The following is a 23797-nucleotide window of genomic DNA, read 5'->3' on the forward strand; positions in this document are numbered from 1 at the left end:
TAATTAATAAAGAGTAAGGGAGGGATTCCAAATGTCAAACAAAGAAATTCAAATGCAGCGCATGTGGCAATATTTCGTAGATGCTACAGTTGAAATTATTGAGCAAAAGGGCATTGAAAATGTTACTATACGAGAGATTGCTACGAAAGCAGGATATAATAGTGCCACTATCTATAATTATTTTCAGGAAGTTTCTCACCTCATCTTTTTTGCAGCACTGAAATATTTAAATAAATATATTGAAGGTCTTCCTGAATATATGGAAAAGGAAGAAAATCCTTTGGATAAATACTTATTGAGTTGGGAAAGCTTTTGTAAACATTCTTTTGAAGATCCGGAAATTTATTATGCTATCTTTTTAGCTGATCTGGGAGAAAATCCAGAAGAATTATTGAAATATTATTATAATGTCTACCAATCAGATTTATACGGAGAGGTTTCAGAAGATATAAAGACTATTATAACGGATTATAACCTTTCATCGAGAAGCCGAAATGAATTGTATAAGTCTGTTCAGGAAGGTATGCTATCTGAAGAAACAGCTGCTATTATTAACGAGAGAACCGTGCTGGTATGGCAGGGGATGTTAATCACTGTATTGAATAATCGGCGTCATTTGAATGCGGATGAAGCAGCAGAGAAGACGATGGAACATATAAAAGGAATTGTAAACAACTATACCTTAGCCAAGTAATGGATTCGTTCATTATTTAGATACCTTGCATTAATAGGGTTTAAATAATGAGCGATTTTTTTGATTTCAAATCCAGAGGACTGGTAAATGAATCCATCTTTATTTGCAACACAAACCTCACTTCCTTATAATTATATTACATAAGTCAGCTACAGACGCTTCATAATCATCCAGCTACCAATAAGTATTATCCGTTTTAATGTTATTTTTTGTATTTTCCTATGCAGTCATTTCTCTATTATGAAAATGGGAAATAATTAGATTAGAAGGATTAATAATTTACCTGGAGGGACGTTTATGTCTTTTAACATCATTCAAGGTGATATTACAAAAGTCAATGCAGCTGCTATTGTAAATCCTGCTAACTCTACTTTGCTTGGAGGAGGCGGGGCTGATGGAGCAATTCACCGGGCGGCAGGACCTGAACTGTATGAGGAATGCCGGAACCTTGGCGGCTGTGAAACAGGTCAAGCGAAAATAACAAAAGGCTATCAGCTGCCGGCTGAATATGTTATCCATACTGTCGGACCAGTTTGGCACGGTGGGCAAAGAAATGAAGAAAAGCTATTGGCCGACTGCTACAAGCATTCGCTTGCTTTAGCGAAGGAGTATCAAATGGAAAGTATTGCTTTTCCGCTTATTTCTTCCGGCGTTTATGGATATCCAAAGGAACAAGCGTTTAACATTGCTGTCTCAGTCATTCATGACTTTTTATCAGAGAATGAGATGCGTGTGTATCTTATTGCGTATGACGAAGAAGCCTTTACCTTGTTTCAAAAATGGTATGCATCCATTGTGGGATAATTCTTATATATAGTACGACAGCCCCTGGAATTAGATGGAATCATCTAACTCCAGGGGCGTTTTGTGTTTGTCGAGGCATTTTATCGTGATACTTTGAGATATCACAATTATTTTAAAGTAATTGTGATAAGATAATAAATAAATTATTTATTTAGACTTTTGGAAAAGTGGTGAAATGAATGGATGAAAACTTTAAGGATATTCATAAAGCAAAAAAACTGCTGGAAATAAATAAAATGCTGACAAAGTCATTAAAAATAGAAGAAATCCTAAAAAGTGTTATTATAGCAGCCACGGAGTTAATTGATGTGTCAGGAGTTTTTATTATCTATTTATATGATGAAAAAACGAAAACACTTAAATTTGCTGAAGGGCAGGATGTGAATAAGGAAGCATTTGAAAAAATTGCATTCGCTCCCGGTGAATCGATTGCTGGCAGGGTGTTTCAAGAAAAAAAGTCAAAACTATTCACTTCGGAAGAAGAAATTGATGACTATATGAAAAATATGACTGCAAAAAATTATCAATATTATTATAAAGGAATCAAAGAAAGAAAAATAAAAAGCACATTTGTTGTTCCGATTGTAAATAAGAACCGCTGCTATGGCATGGTTGTTGTCAATAATTTCAGCCGTAAAAATATATTTACAAAAGAGGATATGCAGGTTATTGAAGTGGTTGCGGATCAAACGGCTATCGCAATCGATAATTCGAATGTTTACCAGGATTTAAAGGAGAAAAATAATTTACTGAGACAATCGTATGCTATTCATAATCAATTTTATGAATTAATTATTGAAGGGCGAGGCATTGAAAATGTCATTTCTTTATTGGAAAAAATTATTGAATCGCCGGTTCAGTTTGATCATGAGATAAAAGAATACGATAAAGAAAATATTTTTCCTATTGTAAGAGGAAATGAAAGGCTGGGATTATTGAAATTTGAAAAAGCCTTTAATGATTTTTCTTATATGAGCAAAATTGCTATTGAACAAGCAAGCCTTCCCATTGCATTAGAATTGGTTAAAAACAATGCGCTTTTTGAAAAAGAAATCCATTTCAGAGAAGAAGTGTTTAATCAGTTAATGGAAGGAATTTCAGATAGAGATCTGCAGCATGCTTTACAATATGTGAAATGGAAGAAAGATTGGACTGTGCAATGTATGATAATGGAAGGGAAGGATAAATCATTATGGCAGCTAGATAAATTAATAGAAAAAGAACGATTTATCCAGTCAATAGAGCGAATTAGTCAGTCACTGGGAATAGACAGTTTAATTTTTACGCGTACCTTTCAGGTAATTGTTATTGTACCGGAGCCAAAAAAGAATCGTTTATATGAGCTTATTAAACAAATAAAAAAATATTGGAATAACATGGAGGTTATTTATGGTATTGGCAGAGAAACGAATATAAAGGAACTGTCTGTTTCCTATCAGGAAGCTATTCGCTCCATTGGATATGCCAAACATCACCAGATGGAGATAGTTGAATATGCTATGCTGGGAGTTGAGAGGCTTTTATATGAAGTAGACGAGGATGTTCTGAAAATGTTTATGCATGATAAGCTGCAGCATTTATATTCTCTGGATGAAAGCTTTATTGAAACACTTCAAGTATTTATCCATTTAAATAAAAATCATAAACTAACTGCTGAGCATTTGCATATACATGCCAATACACTTTACTATCGTTTACGAAAAATAGAGGAAGCATTAGACATTCAATTTGATGATGAGAAGGATTGGATTGATTTCGTGATAGCCTTTCGTCTATATGTGGCGAGCAACAAAAAAGATGGGTAATCTTTGTTGCTCGCCCTATTTAATTTTAAGCGCTTTCATTTTAAGATGAAATATATCAAGTATTCAAAGGAGGCTATTTAGAAATGAGCAATACGTATTTTAATTTTATAAATGGGGAATGGGTTCCATCAAAAACAAATGAAACATACGCAAGCATAAATCCTGCAAAAACAGATGAAATAGTAGGCTTTTTCCAACAATCTAATGAGGAAGATGTCGAGTTAGCTATACAAGCTTCTGAAAACGCTTTTTTAAAATGGTCGCGCACAGCAGCTCCGAAAAGAGGGGATGTCATTTTCAATTTGATTCAGCTTCTTGAAAGCAATAAGGAAGAATTGGCTGTCATTATTACAAAAGAAGTTGGCAAATCACTCCGGGAGGCACATGGAGAAGTACGTAAAACGATTGAGGCGATGAAGCAATTTAGCGGAGAAGCAACCAGACTGACAGGTGAAACCATACCTTCTCAAGATAATGATATCTTCGGCTATACTATTCGAGAACCGCTTGGGGTGGTTGGTGTGATAGCTCCTTATAATTTTCCGTTAGGTATCGGGATTTGGAAAATAGCTCCGGCAATTATTGCAGGAAACACCGTAGTCTTTAAGCCTGCAAGCAATACGTCGCTAATTAGTGTGAAAATCATGGAATTATTTGAAGAGGCTGGGGTACCGGCTGGAGTAATTAACATGGTGACAGGACCTGGCGGCGTGATTGGGAGCGCTATTGGAAATCATCCGAAAATCAAGGCTGTATCGTTTACAGGATCAACGGATGTAGGATTGGCGCTTGGAAAAGCTGTAACGGCTCGCGGAGCAAAAATGCAGGCTGAAATGGGCGGAAAAAATCCATCTATTATTCTTGAAGATGCCAATATTGACGAAACGGTTGAAAATCTGGTGATTAGCGGGTTTTTAGATAATGGACAGCGTTGTACAGGGACCAGCCGTGTGATTGTATTAAAGTCTATCGCAAAAGAATTAATTGAAAAATTAGTAAAACGGGCAGAAAAATTAGTTATTGCTGATGGATTTACAGAGAACGTAGATAATGGCCCGGTAATTGATGAAGGACAGTTAAACACCTATTTACATTATGTTCACTCTGCTATAGATGAAGGAGCCACATTGGAATATGGAGGAAAGCGTTTGACAGACGACGGAAAGGACAAAGGATATTTTGTCTTGCCGACCATATTCAGTAATGTAACAAAGGAAATGACGATTAACCGGGAAGAAATTTTTGGTCCGGTAATGGGAATTACAATAGTAGATACGTATGAGGAAGCAATTGAGCTGGCGAATGATAATGAATTTGGGCTTTCGTCAACGATATATACCAATGATATGAATAAAGCGTTTCATTTTATTCGTGAAATTGAATCGGGGGTTACACATGTGAATATACCGTCTAATTATTTTGAAAATCAATATCCATTTGGCGGCAAAAAAGCATCCAGCATTGGTCCTCGTGAACAAGGGTCAACAGCATTAGATTTTTGGACAGAGTATAAAACTGTTTATATTAAAGCATAAAAAGATAATAAACAGACGGCTCATATCCTGGAATGCACATCTATATTCTAATAAACCTGATATTCGCCGTCTGTCTATTATCTAAATGAAGTCAACCAGGAAAGGGAGAGTTTCGTGAAAAATATAGGAATCGTCGGATGCGGATTAATGGGAGCTGGAATTGCTTCCAATTTATTAAAAAAAGATTATCATGTACATGTTTTTGATATTAATGATGAACTTGTACAGGCATTGACGGATAAAGGAGCCATTGGTGCTGAAAATGTTAGAACATTAGCAAAATTGGTTGATGTTATAATTTTATCCCTGCCGTCTCCTTCCGTTATTCAGCAATTAATGACAGATCAAGAGCAGGGAGCATTTTCTGTGATGAAGAAAGGGGCTTATATCTTAGATATGAGCACAAATGATGTAGCAATTACAAGACAATTGCATGAAATCGCTAAAACATATGAAATAGAATATTTTGATTGCCCATTAAGCGGCGGTCCGGAAGGTGCTCATAATGGTACGCTGACGATTATGGCCGGAGGAAGCGAACAAGCTTTTCCAGAGGTATTACCTGTTTTAGAAGCGGTGGGGGAGAATATCGAATACGTAGGGGAAAGCGGTGCAGGACAAATTGTGAAATTGTGTCATAACATGGTGGTTGGAGGAGTAATCACCTTGTTGAGTGAAGCACTTATTACTGGTGAAAAGGCGGGTGTTTCCAAGGAGAAAATTGCTTCTATTTTACAAAATGGAACTGCGCAAACACGTGTAATGGATGTTTTTGGAGCAAATATGTTAAAAGACACATTTAATGATGTGAAATTTTCATTAGCGAATATGATGAAAGATATGAATTTATACCGGGACCTTGCTGAAGGTCAGCAAATCCCGACGGTCTCCAGTCAATCCGCACACCAATTATTTCAAATCGCCAGTTATAACGGGAAGAATCATAAAGATTCTACAGCTGTCTATGAAATGATTGGTCAATTAAGACAAGTAGAATTGCTGAATAAAAATTAAAAGGAGGGTTCCAAAATGAGTAAAAAATCCAGTACAGTTATGGGGTTATGGAAGGATTGGCGTTTGCATGCTATCGTACTTGTCATTGTTTTGATAACAGAAGCAATTGGACAATTTAGTATCACGGTCGGTCCCGGAGTAATTTTACTTTTACCTATGCTATATGCCTTAATTATCGGGCTGGTTTTATTTTTTACCCCATTGGTTAAAGAAGAGCAATCAAAAAATGCAGAGCCTATTATTGTGCTCGGAGTTGCTTTATTATTAGCAAAAATCGGAGTTATCATTGGCCCATCTTTACCGGAAGTAATTGCTGCAGGTCCGGCATTGCTTTTGCAAGAACTTGGTAATTTAGGGACAATACTATTTGCTCTCCCTGTTGCAATTTGGCTGGGGTTGAAACGAGAAGCTGTTGGAATGACTCATTCGATTGGGAGAGAGCCAAATGTAGGGCTGATCATGGATAAATTTGGAGTTAATTCTCCGGAAGGCCGCGGTGTTATGGCAATGTATATTTTTGGAACGGTTTTTGGAGCCGTATTCTTGGGGCTGATTTCCGGTCTTCTTGCAACGATTACTCCGTTAAATCCGCTTTCTTTTGCCATGGCCTCAGGAGTAGGAAGCGGCAGTATGATGGCAGCAGCCAGCGGTTCGCTCGTAGCTGCATTTCCAGATTTAGAGACCCAAATTGTCGCATTTGCTGGAGCAAGTAATTTATTATCACTTTCAACTGGACTATGGGTCAGCCTGTTTATTGGTTTGCCGCTGACAGAAAAAATATACCGTGTGATGACTCGAAGCAGATCGTCTAAATGATAAGGAGGGCTTAATGATGTTATTAAAAAACATACAAGAATGGACATTATTATTAGTTATTTTTGGGTTTACAGCCCTTATAGGAAATTGGGCAGGCTATGAAATTATGCCATTAACAGCGCTTCCTGGGATGATCACACTCATACTGATTTGTTTAGCTGGATTTATTTTAAGAGAACTTATACCGGTTAACTTCCCGAGTATTGCTTATATTTCACTGATAGGCGTTCTGGTATCTATGCCATGGATGCCCGGTTCGGAGAAAATTGTTGAATGGACGAGTCAGGTCGAGCTTCTCGCACTTGCAACGCCTATATTAGCTTATGCCGGTATTGCCATCGGCCGTTCGTGGACAGATTTTGTGAAATTAGGATGGAAGACGATTGTTGTGGCAAGCTTAGTCATGTTAGGAACATTTATAGGTTCGGCATTAATTGCAGAAATTATATTGCGATTCCAAGGAATTATTTAAATGATAAGTAGCGCTGTTCTTAAAGAATATAGTCTTAATGAATACAGCGAGTTATGTATAAATCGTGTACGGCATAAATAATCTTTTTAAATAACTCAACATTCACACCTAACAATAAGCATATATATATTGCTATTCCAAGATGAACATGTTCCCCATTATCATACTTCCTTTGATTGCGTAAAGCTGTATAAATTTAAAGAGATAAGTAAGGAATTATTTTTTGTTTTCGTGTAGGCTATGATTATAAGCATTTTCTGACAGAGGGGAGTCTGCTATGAGGGAAGCAATTATGTTGATTGTCGATTTAATCAATGATATGCATGATGTGATTGCCAGTACATTTGGTTCGAATATGACAGATAAAGAATTGCATTTCTGGATTTTTGGTATCCTGGGAATCGTAACTTTCTTTATTGTCTATGTAGTATTTAAAATTCTATCTAAAATAAAGTGGAGTATTGCCATTTTGGCTTTTCTCTACACATTTACCGTAATGGTCGTCCTTGTATTTGCTGTGGAGATTCAGCAGGCCTATACACAACGCGGAAATATGGAATTTGCTGATGCTGTCATGGGCTTATGGGGCTTTATTGTCTTTTTTGCAGTTTATGCAGTGATTGGTATCATTGGTTATTTTATATATAAAGCGTTTAAGAAATAAGCAGAGCACCTTGTTAAGTCAGGCAGATAACAAGGTGCTTTTTCTATGACTTTCTTTGTGTCAATTCGATTGAAAAAGAATGGCTTTCATTGGAAATTAGGACTATATCCATGTATGTTAATGAAAAAGGGGGAGCTGCGGTATGATAGATTTAAGTCATAAACCTTGGCTGAAAGGTGAAAAGGTTACACTTCGGCCATTTAAGGAAGAAGATTTTCCTCATATAAATGCATGCCTGACGGATGAGGAAGTTTTAAAATTAACTGGAAGCGATATGGATTTTGACTTTGAGGAGGAAGAAGAAAATATTCTTGGCTGGTACCGTTCAAGACACACTCAAACGGACCGTCTGGACTTGGCTATTGTTGATTCATTCCTGGACATTTTGGTGGGCGAAGCAGTAATCAATTTATACGACGAATCCACGCATAGTATGAATTTCAGAATACTTATCGGTCCACAGGGGAGAAATCGCGGCTTAGGAACAGAGGCGACACAGCTTCTTATCGATTATGTGTTTAAAAACACGACACTTCATTATCTGACCCTGGACGTTTTGGAATTTAATCCAAGGGCGAGGCATGTTTATGAAAAAATTGGTTTTGTGAAAGTTGGCATCAATGAAAACGAGCTGGAATTTGAAGGGGAATGGATCGATTCTATGCAAATGAAATTAACGAGGGAAACGTGGTTAAGCGAAGAAAAAACATAATAGAATACCTGCCATCAAATTATTTGTTTTAAGTGGAGAGTGTTATAATCTAGCTTAACAGAACAATTTTCAAAAAGAGGTGACAGGATAATGACAATCGTAAAGGGGAAACCGATGGAGAAATGGATCAGAGAATTTCCGGATCTGGGCCCCATATTAAATTACACCCCGTTTTATTGGAGTAATCCAGGTGTGAAGGATAATAAGGAAGCATTGCAAGACCAGCCGCTTCAATTAAAAGATATGAAAGATGCGGAGGAACGCTTAAAACGATTTGCACCTTTTATAGCAAAGGCCTATCCCGAAACGGAAAAGGACAGGGGAATTATTGAATCACCGCTGATAGAAGGGAATCAAATCAAGGCCAGAATCGAAACGATTACAGGTCAAAAAATCCCTGGTGCATTTTACATAAAGCTGGATAGTCATTTGCCGATTTCCGGTTCGATTAAAGCCAGAGGCGGTATTTATGAAGTTCTCAAATATGCAGAAACCCTGTTACAGGAGCATCATTTGTTATCCGAAACAGATGATTATAGTAAAATGACGGAAGCAACGTATCGGGAATTTTTCTCGCAGTATACGATTCTTGTAGGCTCTACAGGTAATTTGGGTCTGAGTATCGGCGTCATCAGCGCCAAGCTTGGTTTTCAAGTCATTGTCCATATGTCTGCAGATGCAAAGCAATGGAAAAAAGATTTGTTAAGATCGCGCGGAGTTCAGGTTATGGAGCATCCATCTGATTATAGCAAGGCAGTGGAAGAGGGAAGAAAAGAAGCTGAAAATGATTCGAAAAGCTATTTCATCGATGATGAAAATTCTAAGGATTTATTTTTAGGATATACGGTGGCAGCTATTCGTTTGAAAAAGCAATTCGAAGAACGGGAAATTCAAGTGAGTCCGGAGAAGCCGCTCCATGTTTACTTGCCTTGCGGTGTCGGCGGAGGCCCGGGCGGTGTTGCGTTTGGTTTGAAGGTTATCTTTGGTGACGCTGTAAAATGTTATTTTGCAGAACCGACTCATTCCCCTTGTATGCTGGTCGGAATGATGACAGGACTGCATAATGAGATTTCCGTCAATGACTTTGGATTAGACAATCAAACAGCCGCAGATGGGCTAGCTGTCGGCAGACCCTCTGGTTTTGTCGGAAAAGTCATGGAGCCGCTGTTAGAAGGAATTTATACGGTAAGTGATGAGCAAATGTTCCGCCTAATTGCAGAAATGGCTGATGCAGAGGGCATTCATTTGGAACCTTCTGCTGTAACCGGGTTGATGGGACCTTCTTATGTCGTTCAAAATGAACTGAAAGTGACCGATGGAGATACGCATTTAATTTGGGCTACCGGTGGAAGCATGGTGCCGGGTGACATTCAGGAAGCGGAATATCAAAAGGGACTGGAATATAAAAACAATCCTGATATAAGGTGATTATTGAAAGAATAGAAAAAACGCAAATCAGACGCGCCAGCCGATTTGCGTTTTTCTACATGGCAGAGGCCTTCTTTAGGCATGTTTATTTTTCAATAACCTGGCATTGAACGCTACCATAATCGTACTGAGTGACATTAATACTGCGCCAACGGCAGGGTTTAGTACAATGCCCCAAGGGGCTAGTATTCCTGCTGCTAATGGAATGGCAATAATATTATAGCCTGCTGCCCACCAAAGGTTTTGAATCATTTTGCGATAGGTTGAGCGGGAAAGCTCTATGATGGAAACAACATCGACCGGGTCACTATTCACTAAGACAACATCAGCTGTTTCCATCGCGACATCTGTACCGGCCCCGACTGCTACGCCTAAATCAGCAGTGGCTAAAGCAGGGGAGTCATTGATGCCGTCGCCGGTCATCGCTGTTCTTTTTTTATTTGCCTGCAGCTGTTTGATTTGATCGGCTTTTTGGTCTGGGAGCACCTCAGCGATAACGTGGTCAATGCCGATTTCTTTGGCCACGCCGGTCGCTACGGTCTGATTATCACCAGTCAGCATCTGTGCTTCAATGCCAAGCTCATGTAAACGGCGTACAGCTTCTTTGGAGGAAGCTTTGACTTGGTCAGCAAGGGCAATCATTCCAATGAACTGTTCTTCCTCCAGAACAAAAATTACTGTTTTACCTGCATCAGCAAGCTGGTTAAAAGCTTCTTTATCATAAGGGATTCCGTTTTTATCCATATAACCGGGGCTTACTGCTAGAAGCCAGGAACCTTCCAATTTTGCTTTTACACCTGCACCTGTTATGGAATCAAAGGTTTCTGGTGTGGTCAAGTTTATTTGCTGCTTCTTCGCAGACGCAACAACCCCTGCAGCAATCGGATGCTCCGACTGTGCTTCAATAGAAGCTGTTTTTTGCAGAAGCTCTTTTTCGGTTATATTGCTGCTGGAAATAATATCTGTTACAGCAAATTCCCCTTTGGTCAACGTGCCTGTTTTATCAAATACGACTGTATCGATTTTTCGTGCATCTTCAAAGCCTGCACGATTACGGATAAACAAACCGTTTTGAGCTGACAGATAAGTGGAACGGGCAACTACCAAAGGAATTGCCAGCCCTAAGGCGTGTGGACAGGAAATAACGAGAACTGTTACCATTCGTGTCATCGCTTCTTCCATTCCATAGCCAAGAGAAATCCAAATAACAAATGTAAGGATTCCGGCAGTTATAGCAACATAAAACAGTAATTTTGCTGCACGGTCGGAAAGCTTTTGCGTTTTTGACTTACTTTCCTGTGCTTCTTTAACAAGCTGAACCACCTGTGAAAGATAGCCTTCTTCACTTGTTTTAGAAACCTCAATTGTCAATGAACCAGATGTGTTAATTGAACCGCCGATTGCTTCATCTTTCACTTGTTTTTCAACAGGGACCGATTCGCCAGTCAGCATGGATTCATCCACAGAGGATTTTCCGTTAATAATGATACCATCTGCTGGTATTTTTTCACCTGGTTTAATCAGAACATGATTCCCTTTTTTTAGCTCTGAAACGGGGATGACTTCGGTGTTGCCCGTTTTGTCTATTTTGGTTGCCTCCTGTGGCATCAGCTCTACTAATGATTCCATGGAATCAGAGGCTTTGCTGACAGATTTCATTTCTATCCAATGCCCCAGCAGCATAATGGCAATCAGTGTTGCTAATTCCCAGAATAAATCATGACCTTCCAAACCCAATACAGTAGCGGCACTATAAACATAGGCTACAGTAATTGCAAATCCAATCAGGGTCATCATTCCAGGAGATTTTTGTTTTAATTCGTCCACAGCACCTGTTAAAAATGGCCAGCCGCCGTAGAAGAAAATAATAGATGCCAGAATGAGCTCAACCCAATGGTCCCCTGCAAATGTTAGCGAATAATTAAAGAACGACTGAATCATATCCGAAAGCAGAATAATCGGCAGTGCCAGTACAAGCGAAATGTAAAACCGCTTTTTAAAATCTGCAATCATATGCTCATGATGATCGTGGTGGGAATGAGCATGATGCTTCTCTTGATGATGTTCATGGTCGGAATGATGCGCGTTGTGATGATTATGTTGTTCATGCATTTGTAATCCACTCCTTTCCTTTTATTGTTTTATTATATTTTCCGTGTCCAGCGGCATCTTACCAAAAAACAATTTTATGATATAATCGACCATATAGGAAACACTTATCAAGAAGGAAGCGAGTTGACAATGACATTAGCGGAGATTTTTCGGAATGAAGGGAAGGAAGAAGGCAGAGCGGAAGGTATAGCCAATACCACAATTCGATTAATCACAAAGTTTGTAGCTCCACCTTCAGAAGATATAAAGAAAAAGATACACGAACAGGAAATAAGCACACTGGAAGCAATAATAGATCATATAGATGAATTGGAAACCATAGAAGACGTCAAACAATACTTGAAATAGAAAAGAGATGGGATGCCTTGACCTAATGTAAGAAGAAATACATCTCATATAAATTTGCAGTTCCATTTCATTTTTAAATATTGTATAATGTGATTATAAATTAGATTTCAATGCTATTTAAATAAATAAGGAGTGTGCTGTGTGAGTATTGTAGTAGGTTCTAAATAGGATAATTTCAAACGAAATAAATATAGAAATAATTAGGGTGAGTAGACCCTTTATTTGTAATGTATTTATTTCAACCTATGAAGATACCTGCTGAACTTATAAGCACCTCATCATAATCGTCTTGTCTCGTTGTGCTATCTGTTGTTATTCTGAAACAGATGTACATGACAGATGGGTTATTATGTAAAAAAGCTGCGGTATTCCTGCGGCTTTTTTTATTGATAAAATTCATTCTCAAAATGGATGAGAAGATACGTATTGAAATCTAATGGGCAGGTATCTTCATTCATACGCTCCCTTGTAAACAAGAGAGGAACTTGATTACTTCAACGCATATCGTAAAGGAGAACAAAAAATGAATGAGATAACCTTTGATAAACTGCAATATAATGAACTAAAAAAAATTATCAAATCTTATTGTATCAGCGGGCTGGGAATGCAGTTAATGGATAAATTAAAGCCCAGCTCAAATATTAACGTGGTGAAAAGCAGATTGAATGAAACGACGGAAGCGGTGGCCATTTTGAATACGAATAGCCGTGTTCCTTTCCTGGGCGTTTCCAATATTGAAAATATCATGCAAAATCTAGAAAAGGGAATCATCTTACAGCCGGATGATCTAGTAAATGTATCGGATTTCCTGCGGGGCTGCCGGAAAATCAAAAAATACATGCTCGATAAAGCATTTTTTGCACCTGTATTAGCCTCTTATGCAAATTCAATGGCCGTATTTCAAAGTATAGAAGAAGAGCTTGATTTTTCGATAAAAGGAAATCGAATCGATTCCGCAGCAAGCAAAGAATTAAAACGGATTCGAAACCATATCCAAGCTGTTGAGACGAAGATGGAGGAACGTTTAAACCGATTTTTGAAAAGCAGTGTGTATAAAAAATATATCCAGGAAGCATTTATCAGTAAAAAAGATGATCGATATACAATTCCAGTAAAAGCTGCTTATAAGCATCATGTCGATGGCGTCATTGTAGACACCTCTTCCAAAGGCTCTACGGTTTTTATTGAACCTGCTGCAGTCAGTAAATTAAATAATGAACTTGCTGTATTAAAAGCTGAGGAGCAGATGGAAGAATATCAAATTCTGGCAACTTTATCGGGAATGATTTTAGAGAATATCAGCGAATTAAAAATAAATATGGAATTGATTGGCCAATATGATATGGTGTTTGCCAAAGCTAAATTTAGTAAGCAGACGGACGGAATTGAGCCCAAATTGAATGACCATGGGTATATGAAACTGATCGATTGTAAACATCCGCTGTTAACAGGGAAAGCAGTGCCTTTGAATTTTGAGATAGGTGAAGATTTCAGGAGCCTGATTATCACCGGACCAAATGCCGGCGGAAAAACCGTTGTATTAAAAACGATTGGGCTTCTGACATTATCTGTGATGTCAGGGTTTCATATAACGGCTAATAAGGAAACGGAAATCAGCTTATTCGAAAATATTTTTGTGGATATTGGCGATAATCAAAGCATGGAAAATGCGCTAAGTACATTCTCCTCTCATATGCAAAATATAGCTGAGATTATGCAGCAGGCGAATCATCATTCTTTAGTACTCTTTGATGAGATTGGCAGCGGAACAGAGCCGAATGAAGGAGCAGCTCTTGCTATCTCTATTTTAGAAGAATTTTATCAGATGGGCTGTATTACTGTAGCTACAACCCACTATGGTGAAATCAAGCGTTTTTCAGAAATGCATCCGGACTTCATGAATGCGGCGATGCAATTTAATAGTGAAACATTAGAGCCGCTGTATAAATTGATTATGGGGAAATCAGGAGAAAGTAATGCGCTGTGGATCTCCAGGAAAATGAACATGAAAGAACAAGTTCTTCAAAAAGCGAAGGAATATATGAATAATAAAGAATATCATTTTGACCTTGTTAATCATAATAAAATTAGAAAGCCTAAGACAGTTAAACAGAAATCAGCTGTATTTACGGAGTACGAAAAAGGAGATCGGGTCAAGCTGTTGGAATACGATGATTTCGGAATTATCTATGAAGGAGCTGATTCACAATATAATGTGGTCGTTTTTTATAAAAATGAGCTGATTACGGTGAATGTAAAGCGAATCTCCTTAGAGATTAAAGGGAAGGATTTATATCCTGCAGGTTACGATATGGATACTTTATTCGAGAATTATCATTCTCTGAAAATGCAGCATGATTTGGAGCGGGGATCTAAAAAAGCGTTGCGGAAGGTGGAGAAGGAGATTAGAAACAGGGAAAAGTAAGCTGGCCTTTTGTCCGTGCTGACTATAAAAAAGGGTAGGCATCTTCTGTTATTTGAACCTTACGTAAACCTCTCCCTCCAAATAGAGAGTATAAATGAATTTATTTAGGCGGGGATTTTACGGGTGTTAACTCCCTGAATGAAATTTTGCTTATGAATTTGGAGGGTTATTAAAAAACATTTAATATTTGATACAAATAGTGCCAAGCTGATGTTTTCAATATGAATTTACAAGCAACAAAAAATATTTTTAAAATTCCCCCTTCCCATTCTCTGATAAATCTGATAAGATAGTGAAAATATCAAAATTGGAATGCAAGGATAAGGAATAGTACTTGTCTGACTTGTTTACAGAAAGTTGCTGGCTGATGAGAAGCAATGACAGGGAAGCAGGGAACTCGCCTTAGAGCAGCCTTAGTGAAATCAAGTTAAGAAAGTAATTAAGGACGGAACCCCACCGTTACACGGGAAGGATATAAGACAGTTTTGTCTGTATCTGGATAAGTGCATGGTAATTTGGTTTACCATGAAATCGGGGTGGTACCGCGTAAGAATAAGTCTTTCGTCTCCTAGCAAAGTGAATTGCTGGAGAAGAAAGGCTTTTTTTATTTCAATTTAAATTTGAGGAGGAATGTATCATGTTTAATCATCAAAAATACGGAAAACAATATTTTATGCCACCGACAATATCTTATGACTGGGTGAAGAAAGAAACCTTGGAGAAAGCTCCAACATGGTGCAGCGTGGACTTGCGGGATGGAAACCAAGCGTTGCCTATTCCAATGAATTTGGAAGAAAAGCTGGAATTGTTCCAGCTATTAGTAGATATCGGCTTTAAAGAAATCGAAGTTGGTTTTCCGGCTGCCTCTGATACGGAGTTTAATCTTTTACGGAAATTAATTGATAATAATATGATTCCAGATGACGTAACAATTATGGTGATCACGCAGGCAAGAGAGCATATTATACGCAGAACCTTTGAAGCAATTCAAGGTGCACCAAGAGCTATCGTGCATTTATATAACTCCACTTCGGAAGCTCAGCGCAGGCAAGTATTTAAGAAATCTAAAGAGGAAATTAAACAAATTGCTCTAAATGGAGCTGTTTTAGTGAAAGAGCTTGCGGAAGAAGCAGGAGGAGATATCTATTTCCAATATAGTCCGGAAAGCTTTCCAGGAACAGAGGTAGATTATGCTTTAGATATTTGTAATAGTGTGTTAGATATTTGGAAGCCGACACCTGATCATAAAGCAATCATCAATATCCCGACCACTGTTCAAATTGCGATGCCGCATATTTTTGCTAATCAAATTGAATATATTCACAAAAATCTGGCTTATCGGGATGGAGTTACTTTATCGATTCATCCGCATAACGATCGTGGAAGTGGCGTGAGTGATGCTGAATTTGGCGTTTTAGCTGGTGCAGAGCGAGTAGAAGGTACGTTATTTGGCATCGGTGAGCGTACAGGGAATGTCGATTTGATTACCTTAGCAATGAATATGTATTCCCAAGGGTTTGATCCGGAATTGGATTTCAGTCAGATGAATGCCATCCGTGAAAAGTATGAGAAGCTGACTCGAACAGAAGTGCATGAAAGACATCCGTATTCCGGCGATCTTGTCTTTACAGCCTTTTCTGGTTCACATCAGGATGCAATTTCCAAAGGGATGAAATACCGTCAGGAAACAAATACGGAAAAGTGGGATGTTCCTTATATTCCAGTAGATCCAGTAGATATCGGCAGAAATTATCAGGCAGATGTTATTCGGGTCAACAGTCAGTCCGGAAAAGGCGGAATCGGTTATATTCTGGAAACGAACTTTGGCGTAAAACTTCCGTATAAAATGAACGAAGCAATGGGATATGCAACGAAAAAAGTGTCTGATCAAACAAGCAGAGAGCTTTCCGCGGAAGAAATTTATCAGGTCTTTAGAGAAAATTATGTGGAATATCATCCAAACTTTGAATTAGTAGATTACTATTTTAATAAAGGAACCGGGCAGGAAGTAACGTTAACCATCCAAAAAGAAAAGGAGCAAATCGAGCTGCAAGGTAAAGGAGCCGGAAGTCTGGATGCGATCAGTAATGCGTTAAAAGCGCATTTTGACATCGATTATGCTTTAGAAGTTTATGAACAGCAATCTTTAGGTAAAGATTCCGCTGCAGAGGCTTGTGCACAGATTGGTATTTCCCATCAGGGAGAAATTTACTGGGGAGCAGGCATTCATGAGGATATCACTGCGGCATCTGTATATGCTTTAGTGGTAGCAGTGAATCGACTGGAGGATGCCTTGATAAGTCAAAAAGAAACGGTAAAATGATGTGTTTTAGGAATCTCAAGTAAAAGAAGAGTAACAAGAGACTTCAAAAAAAGTATCAATGAATGGAAGAGCTTCTCTTAGACATATGTATGTTTAAGAGAAGCTCTTCTTTAATTCAGATAGAGTTTCTGATCTTTGTAGTCTTGGTAGGCATGATCGATAGTATACTCGAAATCATGATAATTTTCCCATGTACCGATGAAACCAAATGGTACTTCTTTTAAATCATCTATTACCCATAATCCATAATCAGTCAGATAGTATCTTTCATAATAAGCATTTACAAACGGAAAAATTTCTTCAGAGACATCTTCCTCTGTGAATTTTCCATCACAATTTTTAATAAAAAATTCTATCCCGGACATTGTTTCGTTTCGTACAGCCTGGAGATCTTCATTTGCTGTTTCTTTTAACAATTCCCCTTCAAACTGATGTTGAACAATCCAGGTCAGAAAGAAGCCGATATGGTTTCCAGCATAATATTCAATTACATCCATATCTGTTTCTGTCAGTTCTTCCTCGTCTTTTTGAAATTTTTGCATATACGGTTCGTAAGCAGACGCGTGATGATAATCAATTCGATCAAAATACATGTTTTTATCCCCTTTAAATATATGTTATGTACTTCCAGCTTTTATCTAATAAGTGTATCATCATACAATAGAATAGCTGTTTACAGTTATCCGGCAGAATAGATTGATGAAGACAGGCACGTTTTTACTGTATTCAAGTGATAGGAACAGAAGTTAAAATTTAGCTGCATAACTGGATTAAAAAGGGCGCAATGTTCAAAATGAATTAGATGTGACCGAAAAGAATGATGGTCATTTCTTGAGTTAACATAATGTTTATCATTATAATGAAACAATAGATAGTTTAAAATGTAGACTAAAAAACTAAACCAGCAGCTAAGAAGGATAGCAGAAAGGATTGAATGACAGGTATGTTAGTCAAATTATTAGAACCGCTAAATGTTCCAGATTCACTTATTGAAAAATTAGCAGAACCAATTAAACAGAAAGGGCATGAATTTGTTTACTATAATGAAAAAACAACCGATACGAAAGAACTGGCAAAACGGAGTGAGAATGCAGATGTAGTAATGATTGCAAATAATCCGTATCCGACTGAAGTAATTAATCAAAATGACAATTTAAAATTAATCAATGTTGCTTTTACAGGAGTGGATCATGTAGGGATTGCAGATGCAAAAAATCAAGATATCCTCGTATGTAATGCAGCCGGATATGCCAATCAGGCAGTTGCTGAATTAGCCATCGGCCTGGTGATGGATTTGTATCGCCGCATAACGCAGGGGAATAGTGATATCCGTGTTGCAGATTATCCTGGAGCTTTTCAGGGAAAAGAAATCAAAGGAAAAACAGTCGGTATTATCGGTACAGGAAAAATTGGTATCGAGACTGCCCGTTTATTCAAAGCATTTGGCGCTAAATTAGTTGCCTCCAACCAGCCGAGTATCAATCCAGAAGCAGTAGAACTGGGCGTGGAGTATATGGATTTAGATGAGGTATTGGCTCAATCAGATATTGTAACCTTACATGTGCCGCTGATGCCGAACACGAAGGGGCTGATTTCTAAAGAAAAACTAAGCTTGATGAAAGAAACAGCTGTTTTAATTAATTGTGCACGGGGGCCGATTGTGGATAATGACGCGTTGGCAGATGCGTTGAACAGCGGCAAAATCGCAGGAGCTGGTATTGATGTGTTTGATATGGAACCGCCAATTCCAGGAGATTATAAATTATTGCATGCGAAAAATGCTATTTTAACTCCACATGTCGGCTTTTTAACAGATGAAGCCATGGAAGCACGAGCTAAAATTGCTTTTGATAATACGGTGGCATTTTTAGAAGGAGAGCCTCAAAACGTTATGAAGCGGTAATATGCCGGATACCGGCTGAGATAAGAAAATAATTTATTGTTTTAGAAAGAAAAGAAGGGCTGATTGTGTATTTATAATAATAGATACAATCGGCCCTTTTGCAAGCTTATTGATCCGCTGTTGCAGTTCCGGCAGAAGAACGGGCGTTTACTTATTTTCTTTTACTCTGTACCAATATCTGTAAACTTCTGAAAAACCAATTTTGGAATAGAGTCGTAATGCAGGTTCATTATTCAGCAAAACAGCCAGGTAACTATATTTTGCTCCCTTATCTTTTCCCCATTTTAGTAAGTGCAATATCAGCTGTTCGGCAAATCCTTGATTCCTGTATTGACTATCGGTGACAATATCGTAAAGTCCTATGTATTCCCTTTCGATAACACCAAGACCGCAGGCAATTACTTCTTCATTATAATAGAGGGATATAAAGCACTTTTGCGTTACGATATTGGATAGCATCTGCATCATAGTATCCTTATTTTTTTCTTCTACATTATTAAGTTGGCAAAAACAATCCAGCCACTCTCTGTTTATCTTTTCATCTATTATTACCCTATGTAGAGCCGGCTCGCTGATAGTATCTAAAGCTATAGTTTGGACGCTGGTATAGTCCACCATTGAATAAGCCTGCTCCTTTAATATATCATCTAAGTTTTCTGGCTGAACAAAAGGAGTGATTTTAAACGTAGGACGTAAATTATTATCTGAATAGATTTTCTCGCAAACGTCAATTTTTTGTTCCAATTCGTAAGTGGAATAGAGGATAGGCTGAATGGAATTCGCCCGTTTGGTATAACCATTCGCAAATCTCAGCACCCAGCCGTCATAAAGTAATGTAGATAAAGGCTGCCAATTGTTTAAAGATAATTCTTCCATCGTCTTATCAAGCATAATATCCCTCCGATAGCTTTTGAATTATTATACATTTATTTGTATAAATATTCAATACGAAAAGATATTCTTTTTTTCGGTATAGTAACAGACTTTTACGTCGTGTAATAACATCCGGAAGAATCATTGTAAAAAACATTTGGTTATGATAATTTATAGTTAGTCAGTTGAATAACTAAAAGGACGGTGTGCGAATGGCAAAACCTAATGGTGTCAGCAAGCAGGAGTTAATTCAATATGCCAAGGAATGTCTGGTTGAGAAGGGGACGGAGAAGTTTACTTTGAGAGCGGTAGCAGATACAGCCGGAGTAACTCAAGGGACGATTTATTACCATTTTCGGACCAAGGAACAGCTGCTCTTGAGTATTGTCGAGGACATATGTGAAAAAAGCTGGGATGAAATTTCTAAAAGTAATACCTATGTGCTAAAGCAGGCGATTGCTTCGGCTAAAAGCCGCTGTTCCTATAATTCTTTTTTTCATCAGCTGTTTATTTTAATGACAGCAGCCAGTTTCAAAAATGAGAAGATCAGAAATCAGCTCTCAGAGATTATGCAGGCAGAAAATCAGGCATTATCCGAGAATCTATTAAAAATATGGCCGGCATCTCCGGTGCATGGTGTTTCTATGGAAGCATGGGGAATTATGTTTAATGCCATGGTGGATGGCTTGGCGATGCAGGCATTACTGCAAAAAGATTTTCCCGTTGAAAAAGTATATCAGGAATTTGAGCAGATTATAGAGGCTCTTACAAATTTAAGCGAGAAGGAGGCAGTGGAATGAAAACCTATTTGTTCACAGCAGCATGGGGTGTCATCGTTTGGGGCGCAGCTACCTTATTTTTCCGGATTTTTGGAGAAGCTGTTCTTTTTCCGCCTGGTACAGATGCATTTATGTATAGTTCCGGAGCACTTCTCGTTGGAACAGCCATTCTATTAACGCTGGTCATCTATCTTTATACCCTATTTGATAAAAAGGAGTATGCCGCGATACGATTTGGAATTGTAGGAACCATGATTGGTTTACTATTGGATAGCTTTGTTTTTTCAAATTATCAAATGATATTTCCTGACTTACACGAGACACAGGTAATTGCTTTTTCATTCTGGATGACTTTTGCCTATGCTTTGTATTTAGTAATACCCTTTTTATTCCAGCAGAAAGTCAGACAAAAACAAGTTGTAAGAGGAAAGTAGAAACTTTCATATCTTGCTTTTTAATTGGATTATTCTTTATTTCTTATCTTTCAAGTGTACAATGAAAGAAGAGGTGGTTGCTGTTGGATACAAAAATAACTGCAGAGCAGCGAAGGGCAATTATAGAGAATGATAAATCGTATGACGGGCAATTCTTTTATGCGGTGAAAACAACAAAAATCTTTTGCCGTCCTTCTTGTAAATCAAGAGTTCCCAACTTTGATAATGTTACCATTTTCAAAAAGGCAGAAGATGCTTTACAGGCTGGATATAGGCCATGTAAGAGATGTAAATCTGGAGGAAGCAGCCTTCCGGATGAAGAATGGGTAACACAGGCGGAAAATTATATCAGAGAAAATTATGCAACGTCTTTAACATTAAATGAGCTTGCAGAAGCGTGTCATGGCAGTCCTTATCATTTGCATCGCGTGTTTAAAAGGTGGACAGGAATAACTCCATTGGCTTATTTGCAGCAAATTCGGCTGGAAAAAGCAAAGGACTGCTTAATAGAAACGGATTTATCTGTGAAGGAGATAGCTCATCTTATCGGTATAACAAATCCAACTCGCTTCACAACACTTTTTAAAGAAAAGAATCAACAAACACCGCGTCAATTTAGAAAAGCGTACAGGGAGAAGGTGTCTGCAATGAAGCATAACCAAGAAGAAACAATTTATTATGGAAAATTAGAGCATAACGGCTGGTCGTTCTATCTTGCGGCAACTGATAATGGATTATGCTATGTCGGATCTCAAAATAAAGAAATAGATGAAATTGAAGCCTGGGCAGATAAAAAAAGAGCAGACTCAGAACTGGTACATGATGAGGGGAAAATTAATTGTTACAAAGAGCAGCTGATTTCCTATTTAGATGGTGAACGAAAAGAATTTGATTTGGCAATGGATTTAAAAGGGACTGCTTTTCAAGAATCTGTTTGGGAAGCGCTGCAGCACATCCCTTATGGAGAAACAGTTTCGTATATGAATATAGCGGAAAAAATAGAAAAACCGAAAGCGGTACGAGCTGTTGGTGCCGCAATCGGCGCCAATCCAGTAATGATTCTGGTTCCATGTCATCGTGTGATTGCAAAGGATGGCAAGCTGACAGGATTTCGCGGAGGTATTCCGATGAAAGAAAGTTTATTAGAGCTGGAGAGGAGATAAATTCTAAGAGCATCTATTAGAATTTCTAGAGATGGAAAAAGCATTAGAAGTCTGGCACAGCCACGCTTTCTAATGCTTTATTATTTCGCAGCTCCGGAGAGCATTCTTCTTTAGAGGAAATCCTGACAGGAAACTAAGAGGTCAATCTTTTTCCACTGTATTTCCTCATCAATAGAATTTCCTTCTTCCACGGAAGCAAAACCGCATTGTGGAGATAGTGCAATGTTATCGCCCACGACGGATTTGGCTTCCAAATATCTTTTCTTAATATCATCATGTGCTTCCAATGCCGGATTTTTGGTAGAGATAAGACCGACTACAAATGTAGCGCCGGTATTTTTAAGCACTTCCCAAGGTGCAAAGGAACCGGAACGGGCATCATCATATTCCACAAAGAAACCGTCATAAGGAATCGTGCTGATAACTTCTGCGACTGAATCATAAAATCCTGAAAAGAGCGGGTTTCCTTTAAAGTTTCCTTTGCAGAAATGCGTTGCAATTGTCATGTCTTCGGGTTTTTTCTCCAAAGCCTTGGCAGAAGCTCGTCTAAACCATTCTAAAACCTCTTCTTTTGTATAAGCCAGAGCGGATACTTTTTCATTGAATGTGTCATCAATCATATAGGTCCATGACGTATCATCAATCTGTAAGTAACGGCATCCATGATCGTATAAATCCTGAACGGCTTCCTGATAGGCTTTTCCAATATCCTCAATAACGAGGTCAATATCGGTGCCATAATATGGTGTATCCTTGATGCCGAGCTGAAGAAAATGATCAACCAGAATCATATTCGGTCCGGAGATAGATTTTTTTGCTTCTACGCCATCGTAATTTTTAGCGAGGCTATGTAAATAATCCCAGGCTTCTATTTCTGGATGATTCTTATTCTTGTTATAAGAAATTTTCCCTTCAATACATCCTAGCTCAATTTTGTTCGTGACGTCGTTGATTACCTTATCAAAATGCTTTGTAGTAAAGCCGTCAAATTCTTTCAGCCAGTCAAGGTGCCACCATCTGCGTCTGAACTCACCGTCTGTAACAAATTTGAGACCGTGTGCCACTTCCTTCTCCACCAAATCGGAAATGGCCTGATCTTCTGCTTCTCTTAATGCATTCAAATCAATTTCTCCATTAAAATATTTTGCACGGGCAATCTTGATTTCATCGGGTCTTAAAAAAGAACCTACAATATCGTATTTTATGTTTAACATCGCTGCAACTCCTCGTAAGTATGTATTTACTTATGCTTAATAGATTAATTATATACAGAATAATAAAAGTCTGTAAAATACTTAAAACATATTGGTAGATATAGTTTTAACATATAGCGGGTATCCTGCTTAATTATAATTTCTATCAGAAATGTTCCATTTAATTTTGAAAAGATGCAATAGCCTGTTATAACAGGGGGAATGAAGAAATTTATTCTTAGTTGAAATATTTTTATTGATTTTCGATAAATAGTTATCTATAATCAATGTTAATAATAA

General features: G+C 38.0%; 20 protein-coding genes, 2 pseudogenes and 1 other annotated feature. Of the genes and pseudogenes, 18 read left to right on the forward strand and 4 right to left on the reverse strand.

Annotation, left to right across the window (positions count from 1 at the left end):
- The first annotated feature begins 31 nt into the window (after positions 1 to 31).
- The 10 genes from MKY45_RS08770 to MKY45_RS08815 all read left to right on the forward strand — a co-directional run bounded on the left by MKY45_RS08770 (position 32) and on the right by MKY45_RS08815 (position 9944).
- Positions 32 to 694, forward strand: coding sequence for a TetR/AcrR family transcriptional regulator (locus MKY45_RS08770; RefSeq protein ID WP_193063822.1), 663 nt, complete (start codon positions 32 to 34; stop codon positions 692 to 694).
- 297 nt (positions 695 to 991) lie between these two features.
- Positions 992 to 1498, forward strand: a complete 507-nt coding sequence (locus tag MKY45_RS08775; RefSeq protein WP_042533266.1) for an O-acetyl-ADP-ribose deacetylase — start codon at positions 992 to 994, stop codon at positions 1496 to 1498.
- Positions 1499 to 1677: 179 nt separating this feature from the next.
- Positions 1678 to 3303: a helix-turn-helix domain-containing protein gene (locus tag MKY45_RS08780; protein WP_212928301.1), complete on the forward strand. Its 1626-nt coding sequence runs from the start codon at positions 1678 to 1680 to the stop codon at positions 3301 to 3303.
- Positions 3304 to 3386: 83 nt separating this feature from the next.
- The gene (locus MKY45_RS08785) at positions 3387 to 4838 is read left to right on the forward strand and encodes an aldehyde dehydrogenase family protein (protein ID WP_212928302.1); all 1452 of its coding nucleotides are present in this window, start codon (positions 3387 to 3389) and stop codon (positions 4836 to 4838) included.
- Positions 4839 to 4952: 114 nt separating this feature from the next.
- Positions 4953 to 5852: an NAD(P)-dependent oxidoreductase gene (locus MKY45_RS08790; protein WP_341172833.1), complete on the forward strand. Its 900-nt coding sequence runs from the start codon at positions 4953 to 4955 to the stop codon at positions 5850 to 5852.
- A 15-nt stretch (positions 5853 to 5867) separates the two neighbouring features.
- Positions 5868 to 6668 (forward strand): DUF3100 domain-containing protein, encoded by an 801-nt coding sequence (locus MKY45_RS08795; protein ID WP_042533274.1) that lies wholly within the window; start codon positions 5868 to 5870, stop codon positions 6666 to 6668.
- Between the two features lie 13 nt (positions 6669 to 6681).
- The gene (locus MKY45_RS08800) at positions 6682 to 7140 is read left to right on the forward strand and encodes a hypothetical protein (protein WP_042533276.1); all 459 of its coding nucleotides are present in this window, start codon (positions 6682 to 6684) and stop codon (positions 7138 to 7140) included.
- A 277-nt stretch (positions 7141 to 7417) separates the two neighbouring features.
- The gene (locus MKY45_RS08805) at positions 7418 to 7804 is read left to right on the forward strand and encodes a hypothetical protein (protein ID WP_042533278.1); all 387 of its coding nucleotides are present in this window, start codon (positions 7418 to 7420) and stop codon (positions 7802 to 7804) included.
- A gap of 142 nt (positions 7805 to 7946) precedes the next feature.
- Positions 7947 to 8516, forward strand: a complete 570-nt coding sequence (locus MKY45_RS08810; RefSeq protein ID WP_042533280.1) for a GNAT family N-acetyltransferase — start codon at positions 7947 to 7949, stop codon at positions 8514 to 8516.
- 90 nt (positions 8517 to 8606) lie between these two features.
- Positions 8607 to 9944: a D-serine ammonia-lyase gene (locus MKY45_RS08815; protein ID WP_042533282.1), complete on the forward strand. Its 1338-nt coding sequence runs from the start codon at positions 8607 to 8609 to the stop codon at positions 9942 to 9944.
- Positions 9945 to 10019: 75 nt separating this feature from the next.
- On the opposite strand, the gene MKY45_RS08820 is transcribed toward MKY45_RS08815, so the two are convergent.
- Positions 10020 to 12056 (reverse strand): copper-translocating P-type ATPase, encoded by a 2037-nt coding sequence (locus MKY45_RS08820; RefSeq protein WP_042533284.1) that lies wholly within the window; start codon positions 12054 to 12056, stop codon positions 10020 to 10022.
- 123 nt (positions 12057 to 12179) lie between these two features.
- Between MKY45_RS08820 and MKY45_RS08825 the strand changes: the two genes are divergently transcribed.
- The 3 genes from MKY45_RS08825 (at position 12180) to MKY45_RS08835 (ending at position 17152) form a co-directional block, all read left to right on the forward strand.
- Positions 12180 to 12404, forward strand: coding sequence for a hypothetical protein (locus MKY45_RS08825; protein ID WP_341172834.1), 225 nt, complete (start codon positions 12180 to 12182; stop codon positions 12402 to 12404).
- 523 nt (positions 12405 to 12927) lie between these two features.
- Positions 12928 to 14829 (forward strand): endonuclease MutS2, encoded by a 1902-nt coding sequence (locus MKY45_RS08830; RefSeq protein ID WP_042533286.1) that lies wholly within the window; start codon positions 12928 to 12930, stop codon positions 14827 to 14829.
- 308 nt (positions 14830 to 15137) lie between these two features.
- Positions 15138 to 15401 (forward strand) — a binding site (T-box leader).
- Positions 15402 to 15466: 65 nt separating this feature from the next.
- Positions 15467 to 17152, forward strand: a complete 1686-nt coding sequence (locus MKY45_RS08835; protein WP_042533288.1) for a 2-isopropylmalate synthase — start codon at positions 15467 to 15469, stop codon at positions 17150 to 17152.
- A gap of 110 nt (positions 17153 to 17262) precedes the next feature.
- Here MKY45_RS08835 and MKY45_RS08840 read toward each other — a convergent pair whose 3' ends face one another.
- The gene (locus MKY45_RS08840; RefSeq protein WP_332094143.1) at positions 17263 to 17745 is read right to left on the reverse strand and encodes a DUF7832 domain-containing protein; all 483 of its coding nucleotides are present in this window, start codon (positions 17743 to 17745) and stop codon (positions 17263 to 17265) included.
- 341 nt (positions 17746 to 18086) lie between these two features.
- On the opposite strand from MKY45_RS08840, the gene MKY45_RS08845 reads away from it, so the two are divergent.
- Positions 18087 to 19055, forward strand: coding sequence for a 2-hydroxyacid dehydrogenase (locus MKY45_RS08845; RefSeq protein ID WP_341172835.1), 969 nt, complete (start codon positions 18087 to 18089; stop codon positions 19053 to 19055).
- A 147-nt stretch (positions 19056 to 19202) separates the two neighbouring features.
- On the opposite strand, the gene MKY45_RS08850 is transcribed toward MKY45_RS08845, so the two are convergent.
- The gene (locus MKY45_RS08850; protein WP_341172836.1) at positions 19203 to 19946 is read right to left on the reverse strand and encodes a GNAT family N-acetyltransferase; all 744 of its coding nucleotides are present in this window, start codon (positions 19944 to 19946) and stop codon (positions 19203 to 19205) included.
- Positions 19947 to 20140: 194 nt separating this feature from the next.
- Here MKY45_RS08850 and MKY45_RS08855 point away from each other — a divergent pair, with 194 nt between their 5' ends.
- The 4 genes and pseudogenes from MKY45_RS08855 to MKY45_RS23290 form a co-directional block, all read left to right on the forward strand.
- Positions 20141 to 20728, forward strand: a complete 588-nt coding sequence (locus MKY45_RS08855; RefSeq protein WP_341172837.1) for a TetR/AcrR family transcriptional regulator — start codon at positions 20141 to 20143, stop codon at positions 20726 to 20728.
- Positions 20725 to 21141, forward strand: a complete 417-nt coding sequence (locus MKY45_RS08860; protein WP_341172838.1) for a DUF5367 family protein — start codon at positions 20725 to 20727, stop codon at positions 21139 to 21141. Before MKY45_RS08855 ends, MKY45_RS08860 begins: the two co-directional genes overlap by 4 nt.
- A gap of 77 nt (positions 21142 to 21218) precedes the next feature.
- Positions 21219 to 21764, forward strand: a pseudogene (locus MKY45_RS08865) (bifunctional transcriptional activator/DNA repair enzyme AdaA); the annotation flags it as partial.
- Positions 21765 to 21824: 60 nt separating this feature from the next.
- Positions 21825 to 22304, forward strand: a pseudogene (locus MKY45_RS23290) (methylated-DNA--[protein]-cysteine S-methyltransferase); the annotation flags it as partial.
- 110 nt (positions 22305 to 22414) lie between these two features.
- Here MKY45_RS23290 and MKY45_RS08875 read toward each other — a convergent pair.
- Positions 22415 to 23518: a 5-methyltetrahydropteroyltriglutamate--homocysteine S-methyltransferase gene (locus MKY45_RS08875; protein ID WP_341172839.1), complete on the reverse strand. Its 1104-nt coding sequence runs from the start codon at positions 23516 to 23518 to the stop codon at positions 22415 to 22417.
- Positions 23519 to 23797: the final 279 nt, after the last annotated feature.

Origin of the sequence: Oceanobacillus sp. FSL K6-0251 (assembly GCF_038004725.1) — a bacterium.
In the GTDB taxonomy this organism is placed as follows: domain Bacteria; phylum Bacillota; class Bacilli; order Bacillales; family Amphibacillaceae; genus Oceanobacillus; species Oceanobacillus oncorhynchi.